The following is a 15,094-nucleotide window of genomic DNA, read 5'->3' as shown; positions in this document are numbered from 1 at the left end:
GGGCGGGACGGGTGGGCACACGGGACGGCGCCCTTCAGCGGCGCCTCCGCGTTCCGCGCCTGGACCCGCACCACCAGTGCACTGCGCACGGGGTGCGGGTCCAGGCACGTAAGCCTCTGGCGCCGGCAAGGGCGCCGTCCGTTGTGCCCACCCGTTCCGCCCCGGCGGAACGCATGCCCACAACGGGCAACGGGGGGGTGGGCACCGCCCCGGCGGAACGCATGCCCACAACGGGGTGGAACGCCTGGTCGCGGCGGGCCTCAGGCGCGGCGGGCGCGCCAGGTCAGGAAGAGGGCCGACGCGATCGCCGCGCCCCGCAGGACCCACGGCCACGTCTCGCCGACCGCCGCCCCCATCGCCTCCCCGCCCGGCGCCACCGCCTCCCCCCAGCGGCCCTGGACACGGCCCCACAGCCAGATGATCCCGCTCGCGGCCGCCAGGCCCGGGATCACCAGGACCGCGCCCTTGACCTCCGCCGGGGTCAGCCGCCGGGAGGCGTACGCGAGGAGCCAGCCCGCCGCGAGCGCGACCAGCGAGCCGAAGACCGCGCCCCCGAGCAGCAGCAGCGCTGCCAGCAGGACGAAGGGGTTCGCGAAGCGGGCGGCGCGGCCCGCCGGCGCCTCCTCGGCCTCCGGCGCCTCCTCGGCCTCCTCCGGGGCGGGCTCCGCGGCCTTGCGACGCCGCCGGAGGACACCGGCCAGCCGGCGGCCCTTCCCCGGGGCGGGCTCCTCTGCCGCGTCGTCCTCGTCCTCCGCCGGCGCGGGCGGGGTGAACAGGTCGGGGCGCTCGATGCCGCCGACGAAGCCCGGGAAGCCGTCCTCGTCGGAGAGGTCGTCGGGATCGGTACGCCACCAGTCGGCCGCGCCACCGGGGCCCTTGTCCTGGGCCGGCACGACGGGGCGCGACGCGCCCGGGCGCGCGGAGCCGGCCGCATCCGGGCCCGGGCCCGCACGGTCCGCCCGGTCCGCACCCTCCCGCGGCTCCGGCACGGCGGCCGTCCCCCGCCCGTCCGACGACGGGCCCGCCCGGTCCACCACCTCGTCCGGCGTGCCCAGGGACCCGAGGATGCCCCGTACCGCCGCCTCGCTCTCCTCCCCGTGCGTGGCGCGCCGCCGGTCGATCTCGTTCCGGAGGCCGGACACCAGCTTCATCCGGTCGCTCGCCGGCAGCTGCCGCTGCTGTGCCAGATCGCCGACGCGGCTCAGATAGTCGTAGACCAGACGGTCGCTCTCGATCCCCACGATGCCCCTCCACGGCCGGTTCGCCCGGTACGGCCCGACGTTAGCGCCTGAACAGCGGCTAACGTGGTCCGGATGGGGATCGGTGAGCTCGACCGGGAGGCGCACGTGCCCGAGGTAACTGGCGCCGTCGCGGCGCCCCGCACGCTCGCGGAGGCGCTCCGCGCGCGGGGCGACGAGGGGCTCTCCGCGCTGCTGCGCGCCCGCCCCGACCTGCTGAGCCCCGTACCGAACGACCTGACGCAGCTGGCGACCCGCGCCGGCACGCGGGGTTCGGTGGTGCGGGCCCTGGAGCGGCTCGACCGGTTCGCCCTCCAGACGGCCGAAGCGCTGGCGGTGGCCCCGGACCCCGCCCCGTACCCCGTACTCCTCGCGCTGCTCACCGGCGACGAGGGCGATCCGGAGATCGAGGCGGCGCTGCCGGGTGCGGTGGCGCTGCTGCGCGAGCAGGCCCTGGTGTGGGGCGAGGACGACCGGCTGCGGCTCGTACGGACCGCGCGGGAGCTCCTCGCGCCCTCGGCGCAGCACCCGTCGCCGACCGGGCTCGGGCCGACGGTCGCGGAGGCGACGGCGGGGATGTCGCCGGGCCGGGTGCAGGAGATCATCGCGACGGCGGGGCTGACCGCGACGCACGATCCGGTGTCGGCGGTCGCGGTGCTGACCGAGCTGTTCACCGACCGGGCGCGGATGGGCGCGCTCCTCGACGAGGCGTCCCCGGAGGCCCTCGCGGTCCTGGACCGGCTGGTGTGGGGTCCGCCGTACGGCGAGGTGACGGCGAACCCGGCACCTCCCGTGCAGTGGCTGCGCGACCGTGGCCTGCTGCTTCCGGTGTCGGCGCGGACGATGGTGCTGCCGCGCGAGGTGGCGCTGCATCTGCGGGGCGGGCGGGCGCACCGGGCGCCGGAGCCGGTGGCGCCGGTGGTGGAGACGGCGCGCGAGTACCGTCCCCAGGTTGTGGACAGCGCGGCGGCCGGGCAGGCGTACGCGGCGCTCGCGACCGTCGAGGAGCTGCTGAAGTCCTGGGACCAGGGCGGGCCGCAGGTCCTGCGGGCGGGCGGGATGTCCGTACGGGACCTCAAGCGGACGGCGGCGGCCCTGGACGTGACGGAGCAGCTCGCCGCGTTCTGGCTGGAGCTGTGCTTCGGGGCGGGGCTGCTCGCCTCGGACGGCGAGGCGGACGAGCGGTACGCGCCGACGCCCGCGTACGACGACTGGCTCGACCTGCCGCCGGCCGAGCGCTGGGCGCGGCTGGTCGCGCCCTGGCTCATGGCGACCCGCGTGCCGGGCCTGGTGGGCGGCGCGGACGCGAAGGGCCGCACCCTGTCCGCGCTCGGCCCCGACCTGGACCGCGCACCGGCGCCGGAGGTCCGGCACCGGGTCCTGGAACTCCTCGCGACCCTCCCGCCGGGCGCGGCGGCGGACCCCGAGACGCTGTTCGCCCGACTGCGCTGGGAGCGGCCGCTGCGGACCGCCGCGCAGGCGGCCCCGCCGCGACCGGCGGGCGCGGGTACGGCGGCGGCGCCCTCTGGCACGGGGGCCACCCCCACCGGGACGACCGCCGCCGCCCCCGAGCTCCCCACCGACCTCCGCTCCCGGCTCGCCCGCTGGACGCTCGCCGAGGCCGAGCTGCTCGGGCTCACCGGCCGGGGCGCCCTCGCGGCACCCGCCCGGGCACTGCTCAACCTGCCGCTCGCGGAGGCCGCGGCCCCCGCCGACCACGGCGGCCGGGTCGAGCTGTCGGTGGCCGCCGAGCGGGCGGCGACCCTGCTGGCGCCGCTGCTTCCCGAGGCCGTCGACCACGTCCTGCTCCAGGCGGACCTGACGGCCGTCGCGCCGGGGCCGCTGCGGCGTCCGCTCGCCGACGCGCTCGCGGTCCTGGCGGACGTGGAATCGAAGGGTGGCGCGACGGTGTACCGGTTCACGCCGGGTTCCGTACGGCGCGCCCTCGACTCGGGGCGGTCGGCTTCCGACCTGCACGACTTCCTGACCGCGCACTCGCGCACGCCCGTGCCGCAGCCGCTGGCGTATCTGATCGACGACGTGGCGAGGAAGCACGGGCACCTGCGGATCGGTGCCGCCTCCGCGTACGTCCGCTGCGACGACGACACGGTCCTCGGCGAGATCCTGGCCGACCGGCGCTCCGCCGCCCTGGGCCTGCGCCGTCTCGCGCCGACGGTGCTGGCCGCGCAGACGGACCCGGCGTCGCTGCTCGAAGGGCTGCGGGCGATGGGGTACGCCCCGGCCGCCGAGTCCGCGGAGGGCGACGTCCTGGTCACCCGCGCCGACGCGTACCGCACCCCGGCCCGTACGGCCCCGGTGCCCGTGCCCGACGGGCCGCCGGTCCCCGACGCCACGCTCCTCGGCGCGGCGGTGAAGGCGATCCGGGCGGGCGACCGGGCGGCGACGGCGGTACGGAAGGAGCCGGCGGCCCCCGTGACGGCGGCGGGCGGCCTCCCCCGCACCTCGGCGGCCGAGACCCTCGCCACCGTCCAGGCCGCGGCGATGACCGGCTCGGCCGTGTGGATCGGCTACGTCAACGCGGAGGGCGCGGCGAGCCAGCGGGTGATCGCGCCGGTCCGCGTGGAGGGCGGCTTCGTGACGGGCTACGACCACACGGCCGACGAGGTCCGCACGTACCCCCTGCACCGCATCACGGGCGTGGCGGAACTGGCGGACGACCAGGTCTAGCGCCTCGGGTTCAGTCCAGTTCCAGCACCACACGGACGCGCGCCTCGACGGCGGCGAGTTCGGATGGTGCGAGCAGGCCGAGCATGCGGCGCAGGCGCGGCTTGCCGACCGTGTGCAGCTCCGTGCAGTTCACGTACGACTCCGCGTACTTCTTGAGGCCGCTCTCCGGGCCGACGGGGACATGGGTCTCCGCCGGTCCGGGCGTGCCCGTGACCAGTGCGACCGTGATCCCGGACAGACGCCGGGAGATGCGGTTGGCCGTCAGCACGACCACAGGGTGGGGACCGATCGGCTGGGGAAACGCGCAGGCCCACACCTGGCCCCGCAGCGGGGGCATCGCGAGAGTCGCGGCCACCCTCAGAACTCCGCCGCGTCGGCCGCCGCGAGGTCCGCCTCCGTGACCAGCTCGTCGAGCAGCGGGCCAGGGGAGCCGCCCTCGCCGTAGAACCGGGCGATGTTCCGTGCCGCCTCGATCTGGCGGGCCTCCCGGTGCAGCAGCCGGATGGCTTCCCGCAGGGCGTCCGACGTGGATTCGAGCCGCAGTATCGCCATGGTCTCGCGCAGGTCCGCCCAGTCCTGCCGGGAGAGTCTGACCTGGGCGGGGGTCCCGGCCGTCTCCGCCGCTCGTCCAGCCATGAGCCTCACCTCGCACCCCACGCGTACTACATCTGTCATACGAGCGTCCCACGCCCCGCCCGCCAGGCGCAACCATGCTGCACACTGGAGGATTGGCCGTCACCGAAGCGGCCCGGGAAGGATCGATCGCACGTGAATGGGCCACTCATCGTCCAGAGCGACAAGACGCTGCTCCTGGAGGTCGACCACGAGCTCGCCGACGCCTGCCGGCGGGCCATCGCGCCGTTCGCGGAGCTGGAGCGGGCGCCGGAGCACATCCACACGTACCGGGTGACGCCGCTGGGGCTGTGGAACGCGCGGGCCGCCGGGCACGACGCCGAGCAGGTCGTCGACGCCCTCGTCGAGTACTCGCGCTATCCCGTGCCGCACGCGCTGCTCGTCGACATCGCCGAGACCATGGCCCGGTACGGGCGGCTCACGCTCTCCAAGCACCCCACGCACGGGCTCGTGCTCACCACGACCGACCGGCCGGTGCTGGAGGAGATCCTGCGGTCGAAGAAGGTGCAGCCGCTGGTCGGGGAGCGGATCGACCCGGACACGGTCGCCGTGCACCCCTCCGAGCGCGGGCAGATCAAGCAGACGCTCCTCAAGCTGGGCTGGCCGGCCGAGGACCTCGCCGGGTACGTGGACGGTGAGGCGCACCGGATCGACCTCGCCGAGGACGGCTGGAGCCTGCGGCCGTACCAGAAGCAGGCCGTCGACGGCTTCTGGCACGGCGGCTCCGGTGTCGTCGTGCTGCCCTGTGGCGCGGGGAAGACGCTGGTCGGGGCCGGGGCGATGGCCCAGGCGAAGGCGACGACGCTGATCCTCGTCACGAACACCGTCTCCGCCCGGCAGTGGAAGCACGAGCTGGTGAAGCGGACCTCGCTGACCGAGGACGAGATCGGCGAGTACTCCGGTACGCGCAAGGAGATCCGGCCGGTCACCATCGCCACCTACCAGGTCCTCACGACGAAGCGGAAGGGGATCTATCCCCACCTGGAGCTCTTCGACTCGCGGGACTGGGGCCTCATCGTCTACGACGAGGTGCACCTGCTGCCGGCGCCGGTCTTCAAGTTCACCGCCGACCTCCAGGCCCGCCGTCGCCTCGGCCTGACCGCGACCCTCGTCCGTGAGGACGGGCGGGAGTCCGACGTGTTCTCGCTGATCGGACCGAAGCGGTTCGACGCGCCGTGGAAGGAGATCGAGGCGCAGGGGTACATCGCGCCCGCCGACTGCGTCGAGGTACGGGTCAACCTGACCGACTCCGAGCGGCTCGCGTACGCGACGGCCGAGGCGGAGGAGAAGTACCGCTTCTGCGCGACGACCGCGACGAAGCGGAAGGTGACCGAGGCCCTGGTGAAGAAGTTCGAGGGCCAGCAGATCCTCGTCATCGGCCAGTACATCGACCAGCTGGACGAGCTCGGCGAGCACCTGGACGCGCCCGTCATCAAGGGCGAGACGTCGAACGCGCAGCGGGAGAAGCTCTTCGACGCGTTCCGCAACGGCGAGATCAACGTGCTCGTGGTGTCGAAGGTCGCGAACTTCTCGATCGACCTGCCGGAGGCGACGGTCGCGATCCAGGTCTCGGGCACCTTCGGCTCCCGCCAGGAGGAGGCCCAGCGCCTGGGCCGCGTCCTGCGCCCGAAGGCGGACGGCCACCAGGCGCACTTCTACTCGGTGGTCGCCCGGGACACCATCGACCAGGACTTCGCGGCGCACCGTCAGCGGTTCCTGGCGGAGCAGGGGTACGCGTACCGGATCGTCGACGCGGACGAGCTGCTGGGCGGGGGCTGAGCGGCGTACGGGCGGGCGGGGTCCCGGTCCGGCTTCGGACCGGGACCCCGCGCGGGCCTTGACCCCTGCGGACCGGGACCCCGCGCGGGCCTTGACCGCTGCGGACCGGGACCCCGCCCGCCCGGCCTCAGACCGCGGGGTTCAGGACCAGCTTCGCCTGGTTGTTCTTCGCGTTCGGGTCGAACGGGAAGCCCGTGCCGTACAGCGGCTTCAGGACGACCGCACCCTTCGCGCCGGTGACGACCGTGTCGACCCGCAGGTCGAACGGGAACGTCACGCTCTGCTGCTCGGCCACCCACATCGGCAGCTGGCACACGTAGCGCGGCGCGCCGGTGCGCACCTCGCTCTCCCACCAGCCGCCGTCCGCGGTGCGCGGCTCGCACGCGTCCGGGACGGTGGTCGCGGTCGCGCCCTGCGGGACGGTGACGTCGACGGAGCCGACCGGGTCGCCGGAGCCGAGGTTGGCGACCCAGGCGGGGCCGCGGTTGCGGAAGGTCACGTCCGCGCGGACGGTCTCGCCGGCGGCGGCGGTGAGCCGCGCGCCACGGACGGCGAAGTCCGCGGTGTTGGTGACGCCGATCGACGCGACGGTGCCGTTGTTCCCCGGGTCGAGGTCCTCGGCGCCGCCGCGGGCGTGCACGCCGATGTCGATGCGCTCGGCCATCGCGTACGGGGCGGTCTTCGCCTGCAGCGCCGCCGGCAGGGCGAAGGAGCCGCCCGGAGCCACGACGTCGTCGAAGGCGCAGTCGATCTTGGTGATCGGCTTGATCGTGCCCTCGCCGAGCGGCTCGCTCGTGCACTGCGGGGCGACCGTGCCGAGGTCGAGGCCGCGGGTGACGTAGAGGGTGACCTGGACGCCGTTCGCGGCCTCGTTGCCCCGGTTCACCACGGAGACCGGCACGGGGACGGTGGTGCCGGGGGCGACGCCGGTCACCGGCGCGGCCTGGGTGACGACGAGGTCGGGGCCGGACGCGATCCGGACGGTGGTGGAGCTCGTCGGCGCGGACAGGGCACCGGTGGTGGTGCGGGCCGTGGCCTGGTACGTGATCTGGCCGGTGACGCCCGCCCCGGCACCCGCGGCGGCGCGCAGCTTCACCTCGACGGGGGCTTCGCCGGTCAGCGGCACCTCGGGGAAGGAGCAGACGCGGGTGATCCCCACCTCGGCGCAGTTGTCCGGCCAGGTGATGTCGGCGACGCCGTCCAGGCCGGAGGCGTCGACGGTGAGCTCGCCGTCGGTCACCTGGTAGCCGGGATTGTCGTGGTACAGCCCCAGGCCGAGGGTGACGGTCTGGGCCTCGCCGCCGTCGACGCCCTTGGGCAGCGCGAGCTCCCAGGGCGAGACGATCCACAGCTGGTCGCTGTCCGCGGCGGCCGGGGCCGCGGTCACGCCGACGGTGACCAGGCCGGCCGCGGTGGCGCACGCGGCGAGCCGCGCGAGACGGCCGAAGGAGGACTTCCTCATGATCTCCTGTGTTCCTCACTGCTTCGATTGCAGGGCGATGCGATGAGGAGACCGTCGAGGACGGCGAAGAGTTGCACGCCGGATCGGGTTCAGTGGCTCCGGTGGCGCTACGGCGCTACGGCGCTACGGGCAGGGCACGGGTTCAGTGGCTCCGGTGCTTCGGGCGCGGGTCGCGGACGCCGGCCTCGGCCGGGCCGTGGTCGCCGAGGAGCACGACCGCGGCCGCCGCGCCGCCGAAGGCGCGGATCGCGCGGGCGGCGGTGGCGAGGTGGCGAGTACGGGGCCGGGGGACGGTGGTCACGAGGGTGAAGGTCGTCGCGGTCATGTCTCCATGATGGAATTCGGACATTGCAGGCACATCGGTCTGGGGAGTGAACCGGGGTCCCCCTCGCGTCGGATCCCGGCCCCTAGGGGTCAAAAGCGTTCGCCCCTCCGCCCCCGCGGAGTTACACTTTCCGGCTTCCCCCGCTTCCCGTTCGTGGAGCGCCGCCGTCCGGTCGGAAACCGGCGGCCACTTTGTCGTGTCCGCGTATCCACCTACCGGAGGCTTCACCGTGTCCGTATCCGTGCCCGAGTCCGATGCTCCCGACACGCTCGACGATCCGCTCGCGCGCGAGCGCGCCCATCTGACCTCCTCCCGCGCCGCGCTGCGTGCGATGCGCGAGGACGTCGAGGCGCTCGACATCAAGGACGTCACCGCGAACTGGGTCAACTCCCTGGTCCTCGGGCGGCAGATCGAGGACCGGATCAAGGCGCTCGCCGACCTCGCGGACACCCCCCTCTTCTTCGGGCGGCTCGACTACCTGCACACCACGCAGGAGGGGCAGCGCTTCTACATCGGACGGCGGCACGTCCACGACGCCGACGGCGACCCGATGGTCATCGACTGGCGCGCGCCGGTCTCCCAGCCGTACTACCAGGCCTCCAAGAAGGACCCCCAGGACGTCGGGCTGCGGCGCCGCTTCGGGTACACGGGCGGTGACCTCACCGCGTACGAGGACGAGCACCTCTCCGACCCCGAAGAGCTCGAACACACCAGCCGGCTCCTCCAGGCGGAGATCGAGCGGCCCCGCGTCGGCCCCATGCGCGACATCGTCGCCACGATCCAGCCCGAGCAGGACGGGATCGTCCGCTCCGACCTGTCGGGCACGGTGTGCGTGCAGGGAGGCCCGGGGACCGGAAAGACCGCCGTCGGTCTGCACCGTGTCGCGTACCTCCTCTACGCCCACCGGGACCGGCTCGCCCGCACCGGCACCCTCGTCATCGGGCCCAACCGCTCCTTCCTCCACTACATCGAGCAGGTCCTGCCCGCGCTCGGCGAGCTGGAGGTGCAGCAGGCGACGGTCGACGACCTCGTCGCGCACGTCGAGGTGCGCGGCACGGACGAGGCGGCGACGGCGGTCGTGAAGGGCGACGCCCGGATGGCGGAGGTGCTGCGGCGGGCGGTCCGCTCGCACGTGACGCTGCCGACCGAGTCCCTGATGGTGGTGCGCGGGTCCCGGCGCTGGCGGGTCCCTGCATACGAACTGGAGCAGATGGTAAGGGAGTTGCTGGACCGCGACATCCGCTACGGCGCCGCCCGCGAGGCCCTCCCGCAGCGCATCGCGCACGCCGTCCTGGTCCGGATGGAGCAGGCCGGCGAGGCCCCCGACGACCGGGTGCAGAACGCCGTCGCCCGGAACACGGCCGTGAAGGACGTCGTGAAGGAGTGCTGGCCGCTCGTCGAGCCCGCGAAGCTGGTCCTGCGGCTCCTCAGCGACGCCGACTTCCTCGCCGAGCACGCCGAGGGGCTGCTCACCGAGGACGAGCAGAAGCTGCTCCTGTGGGCGAAGCCCGCGCGGAGCGTGAAGACGGCGAAGTGGTCGGCGGCGGACGCCGTCCTGATCGACGAGGCGAAGGACCTGGTGGAGCGGACGCACTCGCTCGGCCACGTCGTCCTCGACGAGGCGCAGGACCTGTCCCCCATGCAGTACCGGGCGGTGGGCCGCCGCTGCACGACCGGCTCGGCGACGGTCCTCGGCGACCTGGCGCAGGGCACGACGCCGTGGGCGACGGAGAGCTGGGCGCAGGCCCTCGCGCACCTGGGGAAGCCGGAGGCGGTGGTGGAGGAGCTGACCGCCGGTTTCCGCGTGCCGCGCGAGGTGATCGCGTACGCCTCGCGGCTCCTTCCGCACATGTCGCCGGGGCTCGCGGCGGTGGAGTCCGTACGGGAGAACCCGGGCTCCCTGGAGGTCCGGCCCAGCGAGTCGCTCGACGAGGACGTCGTCGCGGCCTGCGTCGAGGCGCTGACGCACGAGGGCTCCATCGGCCTGATCGCCGCCGACGCGCGGATCGCGCCGCTCGCGGAGGCACTGACGGCGGCCGGGCTCGCCTATCTCTCGCCCGGCGAGGAGACGACGGCCGAGTCGCGCCTTACGCTCGTGCCGGCGTCGCTCGCGAAGGGCCTGGAGTACGACTACGTGGTCCTGGACGAGCCGGCGGCCGTCGTCGACGGCGAACCGGACGAGCGGACCGGCCTGCGGCGCCTGTACGTGGCGCTGACGCGTGCGGTGTCGGGCCTGACGGTCGTTCACTCGGCGCCGGTCCCGGAGCAGTTGGGGTCCCCTGCGTGAGGGGGGCGCTGCACCACGTCGAGCTGTGGGTGGGCGACCTGGAGCGGGCCGAGCGGAGCCTCGGCTGGCTGCTCGGGGAGCTGGGCTATACGCCCTTCCAGTCCTGGGAGGGCGGCCGCAGCTGGGCGCTCGGCTCCTGCTACCTGGTCGTCGAACAGTCCCCGGCCCGTACGTCGGACTCGCACGACCGCCTGCGGCCGGGCCTCAACCACCTGGCCTTCCACGCGGGCGACCGGCCGGCCGTCGACGCCCTCGCCGCCGAGGCGCCGGCGCACGGCTGGCGGCTGATGTTCGCCGACCGGCATCCGTACGCGGGCGGCGAGGGCCACTACGCGGCGTACCTGGAGAACGAGGACGGGTTCGAGGTGGAGCTGGTGGCGGGCGGCTAGACCGTCCCGTATTCGGGGAGCGCCTGGGTCCAGGTGCGGTGGGCGACGGTGGCGAGGACCGGGTTCTTGCCCCGGTAGTAGTTCTCCGTCACCACGCCCCAGCACAGGGCCCAGCCGCGGCCGCGCGCCCAGGTCGCGTCGTCGACCCCGGCGGCCTCCCGGAAGAGGGGGCGGGTCTCGGGGGTGAGGAGGGACCAGCCGGCCATCATGTCGGCGGCCGGGTCGCCCGTACCGAGGCCTCCGAAGTCGATGACGGCGTGGAGGCGGCCGTCGCGGGTGAGGAGGTTGCCGGGGAGCAGGTCGCCGTGGATCCAGACGGGGTCGCCCTGCCAGGCCGGGAGGCGGAGCACCGACTCCCAGGCCGCGCCGACGGCGTCGGCGTCGAGGGTGCCGTCCGCGCCGAGCGCGCGGATCGCGGGCACCATGGCGCCGTCCTCCCAGTCGGTGACGGGGCCGCCCCGGAAGGAGGCGGGTCCGCCGGTGGCGTCGAAGGCGCGCAGGGAGCGCCCGAAGCGGCCCAACTCCACGGCGGCGTGGGCGAGATCGGTGATCGGGGCGTTGTACGCGTCGTCGCCGTCGAGCCAGGCGAACACGGACCAGGGCTGGCCGTACCCCTCGCCGGGCACTCCCCGCCCGACGGGCACGGGGACGGGGAGGGTGAGGTGCGGCGCGAGGTGCGGCAGCCAGCGCTGCTCCTTCTCGGCCTGTCCGGCCGCCCAGTCGGCCTTCGGCAGCCGTACGGCGAACTCGTCGCCCAGCCGGAACATCGCGTTGTCGGTGCCGGCCGAGTCGACCTCCCGTACGGGAAGGTCCGCCCAGTCGGGGAACTGGGCGGCGATGAGCCGCTCGACGAGGGCGACGCCGATACCGGTGGAGGTCGTCATGCGCGCGAGGCTAGCGATCAACCGCCGTCCGAACCACGGGATTTCGGCCGGTCCAGGATGAGGTCGCCGGCGCGGGCGAGGACTTCGGCGCGGGTGCGGCCCTCGTGGTCGGCGGCGAGGAAGTGGTGCCCGATGGCCACGCAGAAGGCGAGGAGGGAGCGGGCCTCGACCTCGTCGGGGTCGGGGCAGAAGGTGCCGATCATCTCGCGCAAAAGCTCCATGCGCCGGTTGTCGACCCGGCGCAGCCGTTCGGCGACGGCCTCGTCGCGCCGGGCCCAGTCGCGGACGGCGAGGTCGATGGGGCGGAGGCGGTCGCCGGAGAAGGTGAGCATGCCGGCGAGGGTGATGAGGGTCCTGGGGTCGCCGTCCGGCTCCTGCCTGACGCGCTCGACGACCTGGTCGGCGGCCTCGCGCTCCCAGGTGTCGAGCATGGCGGCGAGGAGGGCGTCGCGGTCGGCGAAGTAGCCGTAGAAGCCGCCTTTGGTGACGCCGAGGCGCTTGGCGAGGACTTCGACGCGGACGGCTTCGGGTCCGCCGTCGGCAAGGACGGTCAGCCCTTCCTCCACCCAGCGTTCGCGTGGTGTGCGTGCGACGCCCACGGTGTGTCCTCCCTCACTCGGCGACCGAATGTACGCCTCCGTACATCAGGTCTGGCATTGTTGGTCCTGTCGTTATACGTAAGCGTATAGAACGCAGGGGAAAGGCGGCAGCGGTCATGAGACTTCCCGTCAGCGAGCACACCGGTCGACCGTGGCGGATCCACGCGTACGTCCCCGACTTCACGACCCTGGACGTCTGGTCCTACCGGACGCCGGGCGCCGGCCCCGACGACTTCCGGCTCGCGCTCGCCGCGATCACGGCGGGAGCCGGCATGTCGAAGCAGAGCGGGGCGACGCGCTTCCTGTTCGCGGTGCGCTGGAAGCTGGGCGCCCTGCTCGGCTGGGACAAGCCCAAGGAGGGCCTCGGCCCCCGGGTCCGGTCACTGCGCGAGCGCATGCCGGAGGACCTGACGGCGACGGCGGACCCGACGCCGGGCCCGGGCCCGTTCAACTCGCTGTACGAACTGCACGACGAGTGCGCGCGGGAGCTGGCGAACAAGACGGTCCACGGGGTCATGCACCTGGGCTGGGTGAAGACCCCGGAGGGCGACCACGAACTCCGCATGGCGGTCCTGGTCAAGCCGAACGGCCCCTTCGGCCGCCTGTACATGGCGCTGATCGCCCCCTTCCGGTACGCGATCGTCTACCCGGCGATGACCAGGCAGTGGGAGGCGGCCTGGCGGGACAGGGGGAGGCTGCTGAAGCAATGACCTCGCTCAGACAGGCAGCTTCCAGCTCGGGCCGGCCGGGGAGCCGAGCCATACGCGCTGGGCGTCCGGCGTGATCGTCATGCCGAACGCAGAGAGGTGAGGCGAGCCGTGGCTCTGCCAGTTCTCGACGGCGTCCTCGACAGCGCTCCACAGCCTGAGCGGACCTCGCTGGGTCACGGTCCAGCCGCCGTGCTCGACCGGACGGGTTCGGGCCTGTGACCCCGTGGCGACATCGAGCAGGATCTGCTCGGCCCCCGCCCCGAGGCGCTCGGCCGACGGTGCGGCGAGCTGCGCGACGAACCGTCCCGACCAGTCGTCGAGCAGCGCGGGGTCGATCCGGCTCGGCCGCTCGTCACCGGGAAGCAACTCGAGCGGTCCGCGCGGCGGGCGGTCGTGCGCCCGGGCCATCATGCAGCCTCAAGACGCCGTCCGCCCAAGCCCTCGCCGAAGCCGCGCTCACCATGTCGCCGCTGGAGTGGCGGAAGACGTTCCTGGGCTGACGGGTCAGCTTCGCGCTGCTTCCAGGGTCTCTCTGATGGTGGCGACCCGGGTGCGGACCTCGGTGGCCGGGAGGTGCGTGCGGGGGCGGGGTGCGTGTTCGCCCCGGCAGGGGCCGCAGTCGCCGCCGTCGAGGGTGTCGGCGTATCCCGGGGCGCCGCATGTGCCGCATTCGAGGATGCGGGGAGGAGCGGGGGTATGGCGGACGGGGAGGGGCGGCACGTGCTTGGAGGCGTTGGCTTCGAGCTTGGTGCCGTCCAGGGCGACGCGTCCCATCTTGACCATGCCGAGCTTCTGGGCGAGGTGCAGGGACTGGGTGAACAGGCCGGCCAGGGCGTTCAAGTGGCGGCGGCGGAACCGGGCGATCGGGCGCAAGTCCGGGGCCTGGCCGACGGCCAGGAACCGGAACGCGACGTCGTCGGCGCACTTGTGCTCGATCGCCCGCGAGGAGCGGACGCCGGTGGTGTAGCCGTAGATCAGCAGCCGCACCATCAGCCTGGGGTCGTACGGCGGGTAGCCGCGCTTCTCGGTGTAGTCGGCCAGGATCGGGGCGAGGTCGAGTACCTCGTCGACCAGGTCCGCGACGAACCGGGCGAGGTGGCCCTCCGGCAGCCAGTCGTCCAGCGACGGTGGCAGCAGCAGGACCTGATGGGGGTCGAACGCCCGGAAAGTCTTGTCCGCCACCGGACGGCGCTGCGGCCGCTTCGCCTCGACCGGCTCGACCTCGAACAGCCCATCCTCACCACGCATACCGGGATCATCCCGCGCGAAAAATCACGAGACACAGGTGGGTTGCCGGTCACAGAGGCACGCTCCTAGCGGCGCAGGAAGGTCCCGCCGTCGATGACCCAGAGGTTGGCCGGAACCGCGCCGCACTTGACGACTTCGGAGTGCATCTGGGGGTTGGTCCGGGCCCAGCCGACCCGACGCTGGTGCTGCTCGTCGGTCGGGTAGAAGGTGAGACCAGCCTCGGGGTGCCGGCCCTCCTCGAAGAGGTACGGCTCGCCCCCGAGCGGGGTGACCACGGTCTGCGAGATGGGCCCGGTCACGGTGATGGCGCCGTTCCCGTCGACGGTCAGACAGTCGACGTCGAACTCGGCCCGGACGGTGCCGGTCTCCTCGAACACGTGCTGCACCACGACGTGCCCCCGGGTGTGGCCGTCGACCGTACGGGCGCTGACCCGCGCGGTGAGCCGCTCGCCTGGGTTGGGGCCCGGGCCGTGCTCGTTGAGCAGGGTCCAGCTGCGCAGCGCGAGGTGCTGGGCCGGTAGGGGGGTGGCCGGCGCGGGCACGGCCGCGGCGGTGCCGGCCGTCCCGGCCGCGAGGGCCACGGCCGCAGTGGTGAGCGCAATGGCGGTGGTGAGCTTTCGCATGGTCAATCCTCAGCGGAGAGAAGGGAGTCGGGCCGTTTCCCGACTGCCTCCAACCTCCCAGCTCACCCCCGGTCGCGGCCTCCGTCGCAAGGAGGGACCACCTCCTCCCGGCGGGGGAACCACTCCTCCTCCGCCCGACTCACCAAGTGGCGTGTCACCGCGCGGCGTGGTGTATCGCGTCCAGGGCGAGGGCGGCCGCAGCCAGGGTGGTGGCGAGGCCCGCGACCGC

Annotated in this window: 13 protein-coding genes and 2 pseudogenes; 5 read left to right on the top strand and 10 right to left on the bottom strand. The window is 73.8% G+C overall.

Features of this window, described 5'->3' with window-relative positions:
• Positions 1–260: 260 nt before the first annotated feature.
• A complete protein-coding gene (locus tag ABT041_RS35935) occupies positions 261–1,241 on the bottom strand; it encodes a hypothetical protein (RefSeq protein ID WP_351192575.1) in 981 nt (326 codons plus the stop codon).
• A 72-nt stretch (positions 1,242–1,313) separates the two neighbouring features.
• On the opposite strand from ABT041_RS35935, the gene ABT041_RS35930 reads away from it, so the two are divergent.
• Positions 1,314–3,926 carry a helicase-associated domain-containing protein gene (locus ABT041_RS35930; protein ID WP_351192572.1) on the top strand — a complete coding sequence of 871 codons (2,613 nt, stop codon included), beginning with the start codon at positions 1,314–1,316 and terminating at the stop codon, positions 3,924–3,926.
• Between the two features lie 10 nt (positions 3,927–3,936).
• Here ABT041_RS35930 and ABT041_RS35925 read toward each other — a convergent pair whose 3' ends face one another.
• Positions 3,937–4,263 carry a type II toxin-antitoxin system PemK/MazF family toxin gene (locus ABT041_RS35925; protein WP_351192579.1) on the bottom strand — a complete coding sequence of 109 codons (327 nt, stop codon included), beginning with the start codon at positions 4,261–4,263 and terminating at the stop codon, positions 3,937–3,939.
• 20 nt (positions 4,264–4,283) lie between these two features.
• Positions 4,284–4,562, bottom strand: coding sequence for a hypothetical protein (locus ABT041_RS35920; protein WP_351192569.1), 279 nt, complete (start codon positions 4,560–4,562; stop codon positions 4,284–4,286).
• Positions 4,563–4,694: 132 nt separating this feature from the next.
• Between ABT041_RS35920 and ABT041_RS35915 the strand changes: the two genes are divergently transcribed.
• A complete protein-coding gene (locus ABT041_RS35915) occupies positions 4,695–6,338 on the top strand; it encodes a DNA repair helicase XPB (protein WP_351192567.1) in 1,644 nt (547 codons plus the stop codon).
• 127 nt (positions 6,339–6,465) lie between these two features.
• Here the strand turns inward: ABT041_RS35915 and ABT041_RS35910 are convergent, their stop codons facing one another.
• Complete coding sequence (locus ABT041_RS35910; protein ID WP_351192565.1) at positions 6,466–7,800, bottom strand: CARDB domain-containing protein; 1,335 nt, start codon at positions 7,798–7,800, stop codon at positions 6,466–6,468.
• Between the two features lie 142 nt (positions 7,801–7,942).
• Positions 7,943–8,125: a hypothetical protein gene (locus ABT041_RS35905; protein ID WP_351192563.1), complete on the bottom strand. Its 183-nt coding sequence runs from the start codon at positions 8,123–8,125 to the stop codon at positions 7,943–7,945.
• Positions 8,126–8,366: 241 nt separating this feature from the next.
• Between ABT041_RS35905 and ABT041_RS35900 the strand changes: the two genes are divergently transcribed.
• Both ABT041_RS35900 and ABT041_RS35895 read left to right on the top strand, forming a co-directional pair.
• Positions 8,367–10,412 (top strand): HelD family protein, encoded by a 2,046-nt coding sequence (locus tag ABT041_RS35900; protein ID WP_351192561.1) that lies wholly within the window; start codon positions 8,367–8,369, stop codon positions 10,410–10,412.
• Positions 10,409–10,801: a VOC family protein gene (locus ABT041_RS35895; protein WP_351192558.1), complete on the top strand. Its 393-nt coding sequence runs from the start codon at positions 10,409–10,411 to the stop codon at positions 10,799–10,801. The genes ABT041_RS35900 and ABT041_RS35895 overlap by 4 nt, the downstream gene beginning before the upstream one ends.
• On the opposite strand, the gene ABT041_RS35890 is transcribed toward ABT041_RS35895, so the two are convergent.
• Together ABT041_RS35890 and ABT041_RS35885 are read right to left on the bottom strand one after the other, a co-directional pair.
• On the bottom strand, positions 10,798–11,685 hold the full coding sequence (locus ABT041_RS35890) for an aminoglycoside phosphotransferase family protein (RefSeq protein WP_351192556.1): 888 nt from the start codon (positions 11,683–11,685) through the stop codon (positions 10,798–10,800). The two genes, ABT041_RS35895 and ABT041_RS35890, sit on opposite strands and share 4 nt — an antisense overlap.
• A gap of 17 nt (positions 11,686–11,702) precedes the next feature.
• Entirely contained in the window at positions 11,703–12,284 is a 582-nt protein-coding gene (locus tag ABT041_RS35885; RefSeq protein WP_351192553.1) for a TetR/AcrR family transcriptional regulator, read from the bottom strand.
• Between the two features lie 116 nt (positions 12,285–12,400).
• Between ABT041_RS35885 and ABT041_RS35880 the strand changes: the two genes are divergently transcribed.
• The gene (locus ABT041_RS35880; protein ID WP_351192550.1) at positions 12,401–12,994 is read left to right on the top strand and encodes a DUF2867 domain-containing protein; all 594 of its coding nucleotides are present in this window, start codon (positions 12,401–12,403) and stop codon (positions 12,992–12,994) included.
• Positions 12,995–13,000: 6 nt separating this feature from the next.
• On the opposite strand, the pseudogene ABT041_RS35875 reads toward ABT041_RS35880, so the two are convergent.
• The 3 genes and pseudogenes from ABT041_RS35875 to ABT041_RS35865 form a co-directional block, all read right to left on the bottom strand.
• Positions 13,001–13,405, bottom strand: a pseudogene (locus ABT041_RS35875) (ATP-grasp peptide maturase system methyltransferase); the annotation flags it as partial.
• Positions 13,406–13,714: 309 nt separating this feature from the next.
• Positions 13,715–14,176: pseudogene (locus ABT041_RS35870) on the bottom strand (transposase); the annotation flags it as partial.
• Positions 14,177–14,307: 131 nt separating this feature from the next.
• Positions 14,308–14,865, bottom strand: coding sequence for a hypothetical protein (locus ABT041_RS35865; RefSeq protein ID WP_351192547.1), 558 nt, complete (start codon positions 14,863–14,865; stop codon positions 14,308–14,310).
• Positions 14,866–15,094 lie beyond the last annotated feature (229 nt).

This window comes from Streptomyces sp. NPDC002825 (genome assembly GCF_040295385.1).
Taxonomy (GTDB): domain Bacteria; phylum Actinomycetota; class Actinomycetes; order Streptomycetales; family Streptomycetaceae; genus Streptomyces.
Note: the sequence above shows the minus strand (reverse complement) of the source record. Positions and strands in the feature narration are given on the sequence as shown.

What these genes read in the sequence shown, in the direction of transcription:
- ABT041_RS35930 (WP_351192572.1), top strand. Translation starts at nt 1,314, where the DNA reads ATGGGGATCGGTGAGCTCGACCGGGAGGCGCACGTGCCCGAGGTAACT.
- ABT041_RS35925 (WP_351192579.1), bottom strand. Translation starts at nt 4,263, where the DNA reads ATGCCCCCGCTGCGGGGCCAGGTGTGGGCCTGCGCGTTTCCCCAGCCG.
- ABT041_RS35920 (WP_351192569.1), bottom strand. Translation starts at nt 4,562, where the DNA reads ATGGCTGGACGAGCGGCGGAGACGGCCGGGACCCCCGCCCAGGTCAGA.
- ABT041_RS35910 (WP_351192565.1), bottom strand. Translation starts at nt 7,800, where the DNA reads ATGAGGAAGTCCTCCTTCGGCCGTCTCGCGCGGCTCGCCGCGTGCGCC.
- ABT041_RS35905 (WP_351192563.1), bottom strand. Translation starts at nt 8,125, where the DNA reads ATGACCGCGACGACCTTCACCCTCGTGACCACCGTCCCCCGGCCCCGT.
- ABT041_RS35890 (WP_351192556.1), bottom strand. Translation starts at nt 11,685, where the DNA reads ATGACGACCTCCACCGGTATCGGCGTCGCCCTCGTCGAGCGGCTCATC.
- ABT041_RS35880 (WP_351192550.1), top strand. Translation starts at nt 12,401, where the DNA reads ATGAGACTTCCCGTCAGCGAGCACACCGGTCGACCGTGGCGGATCCAC.
- ABT041_RS35865 (WP_351192547.1), bottom strand. Translation starts at nt 14,865, where the DNA reads ATGCGAAAGCTCACCACCGCCATTGCGCTCACCACTGCGGCCGTGGCC.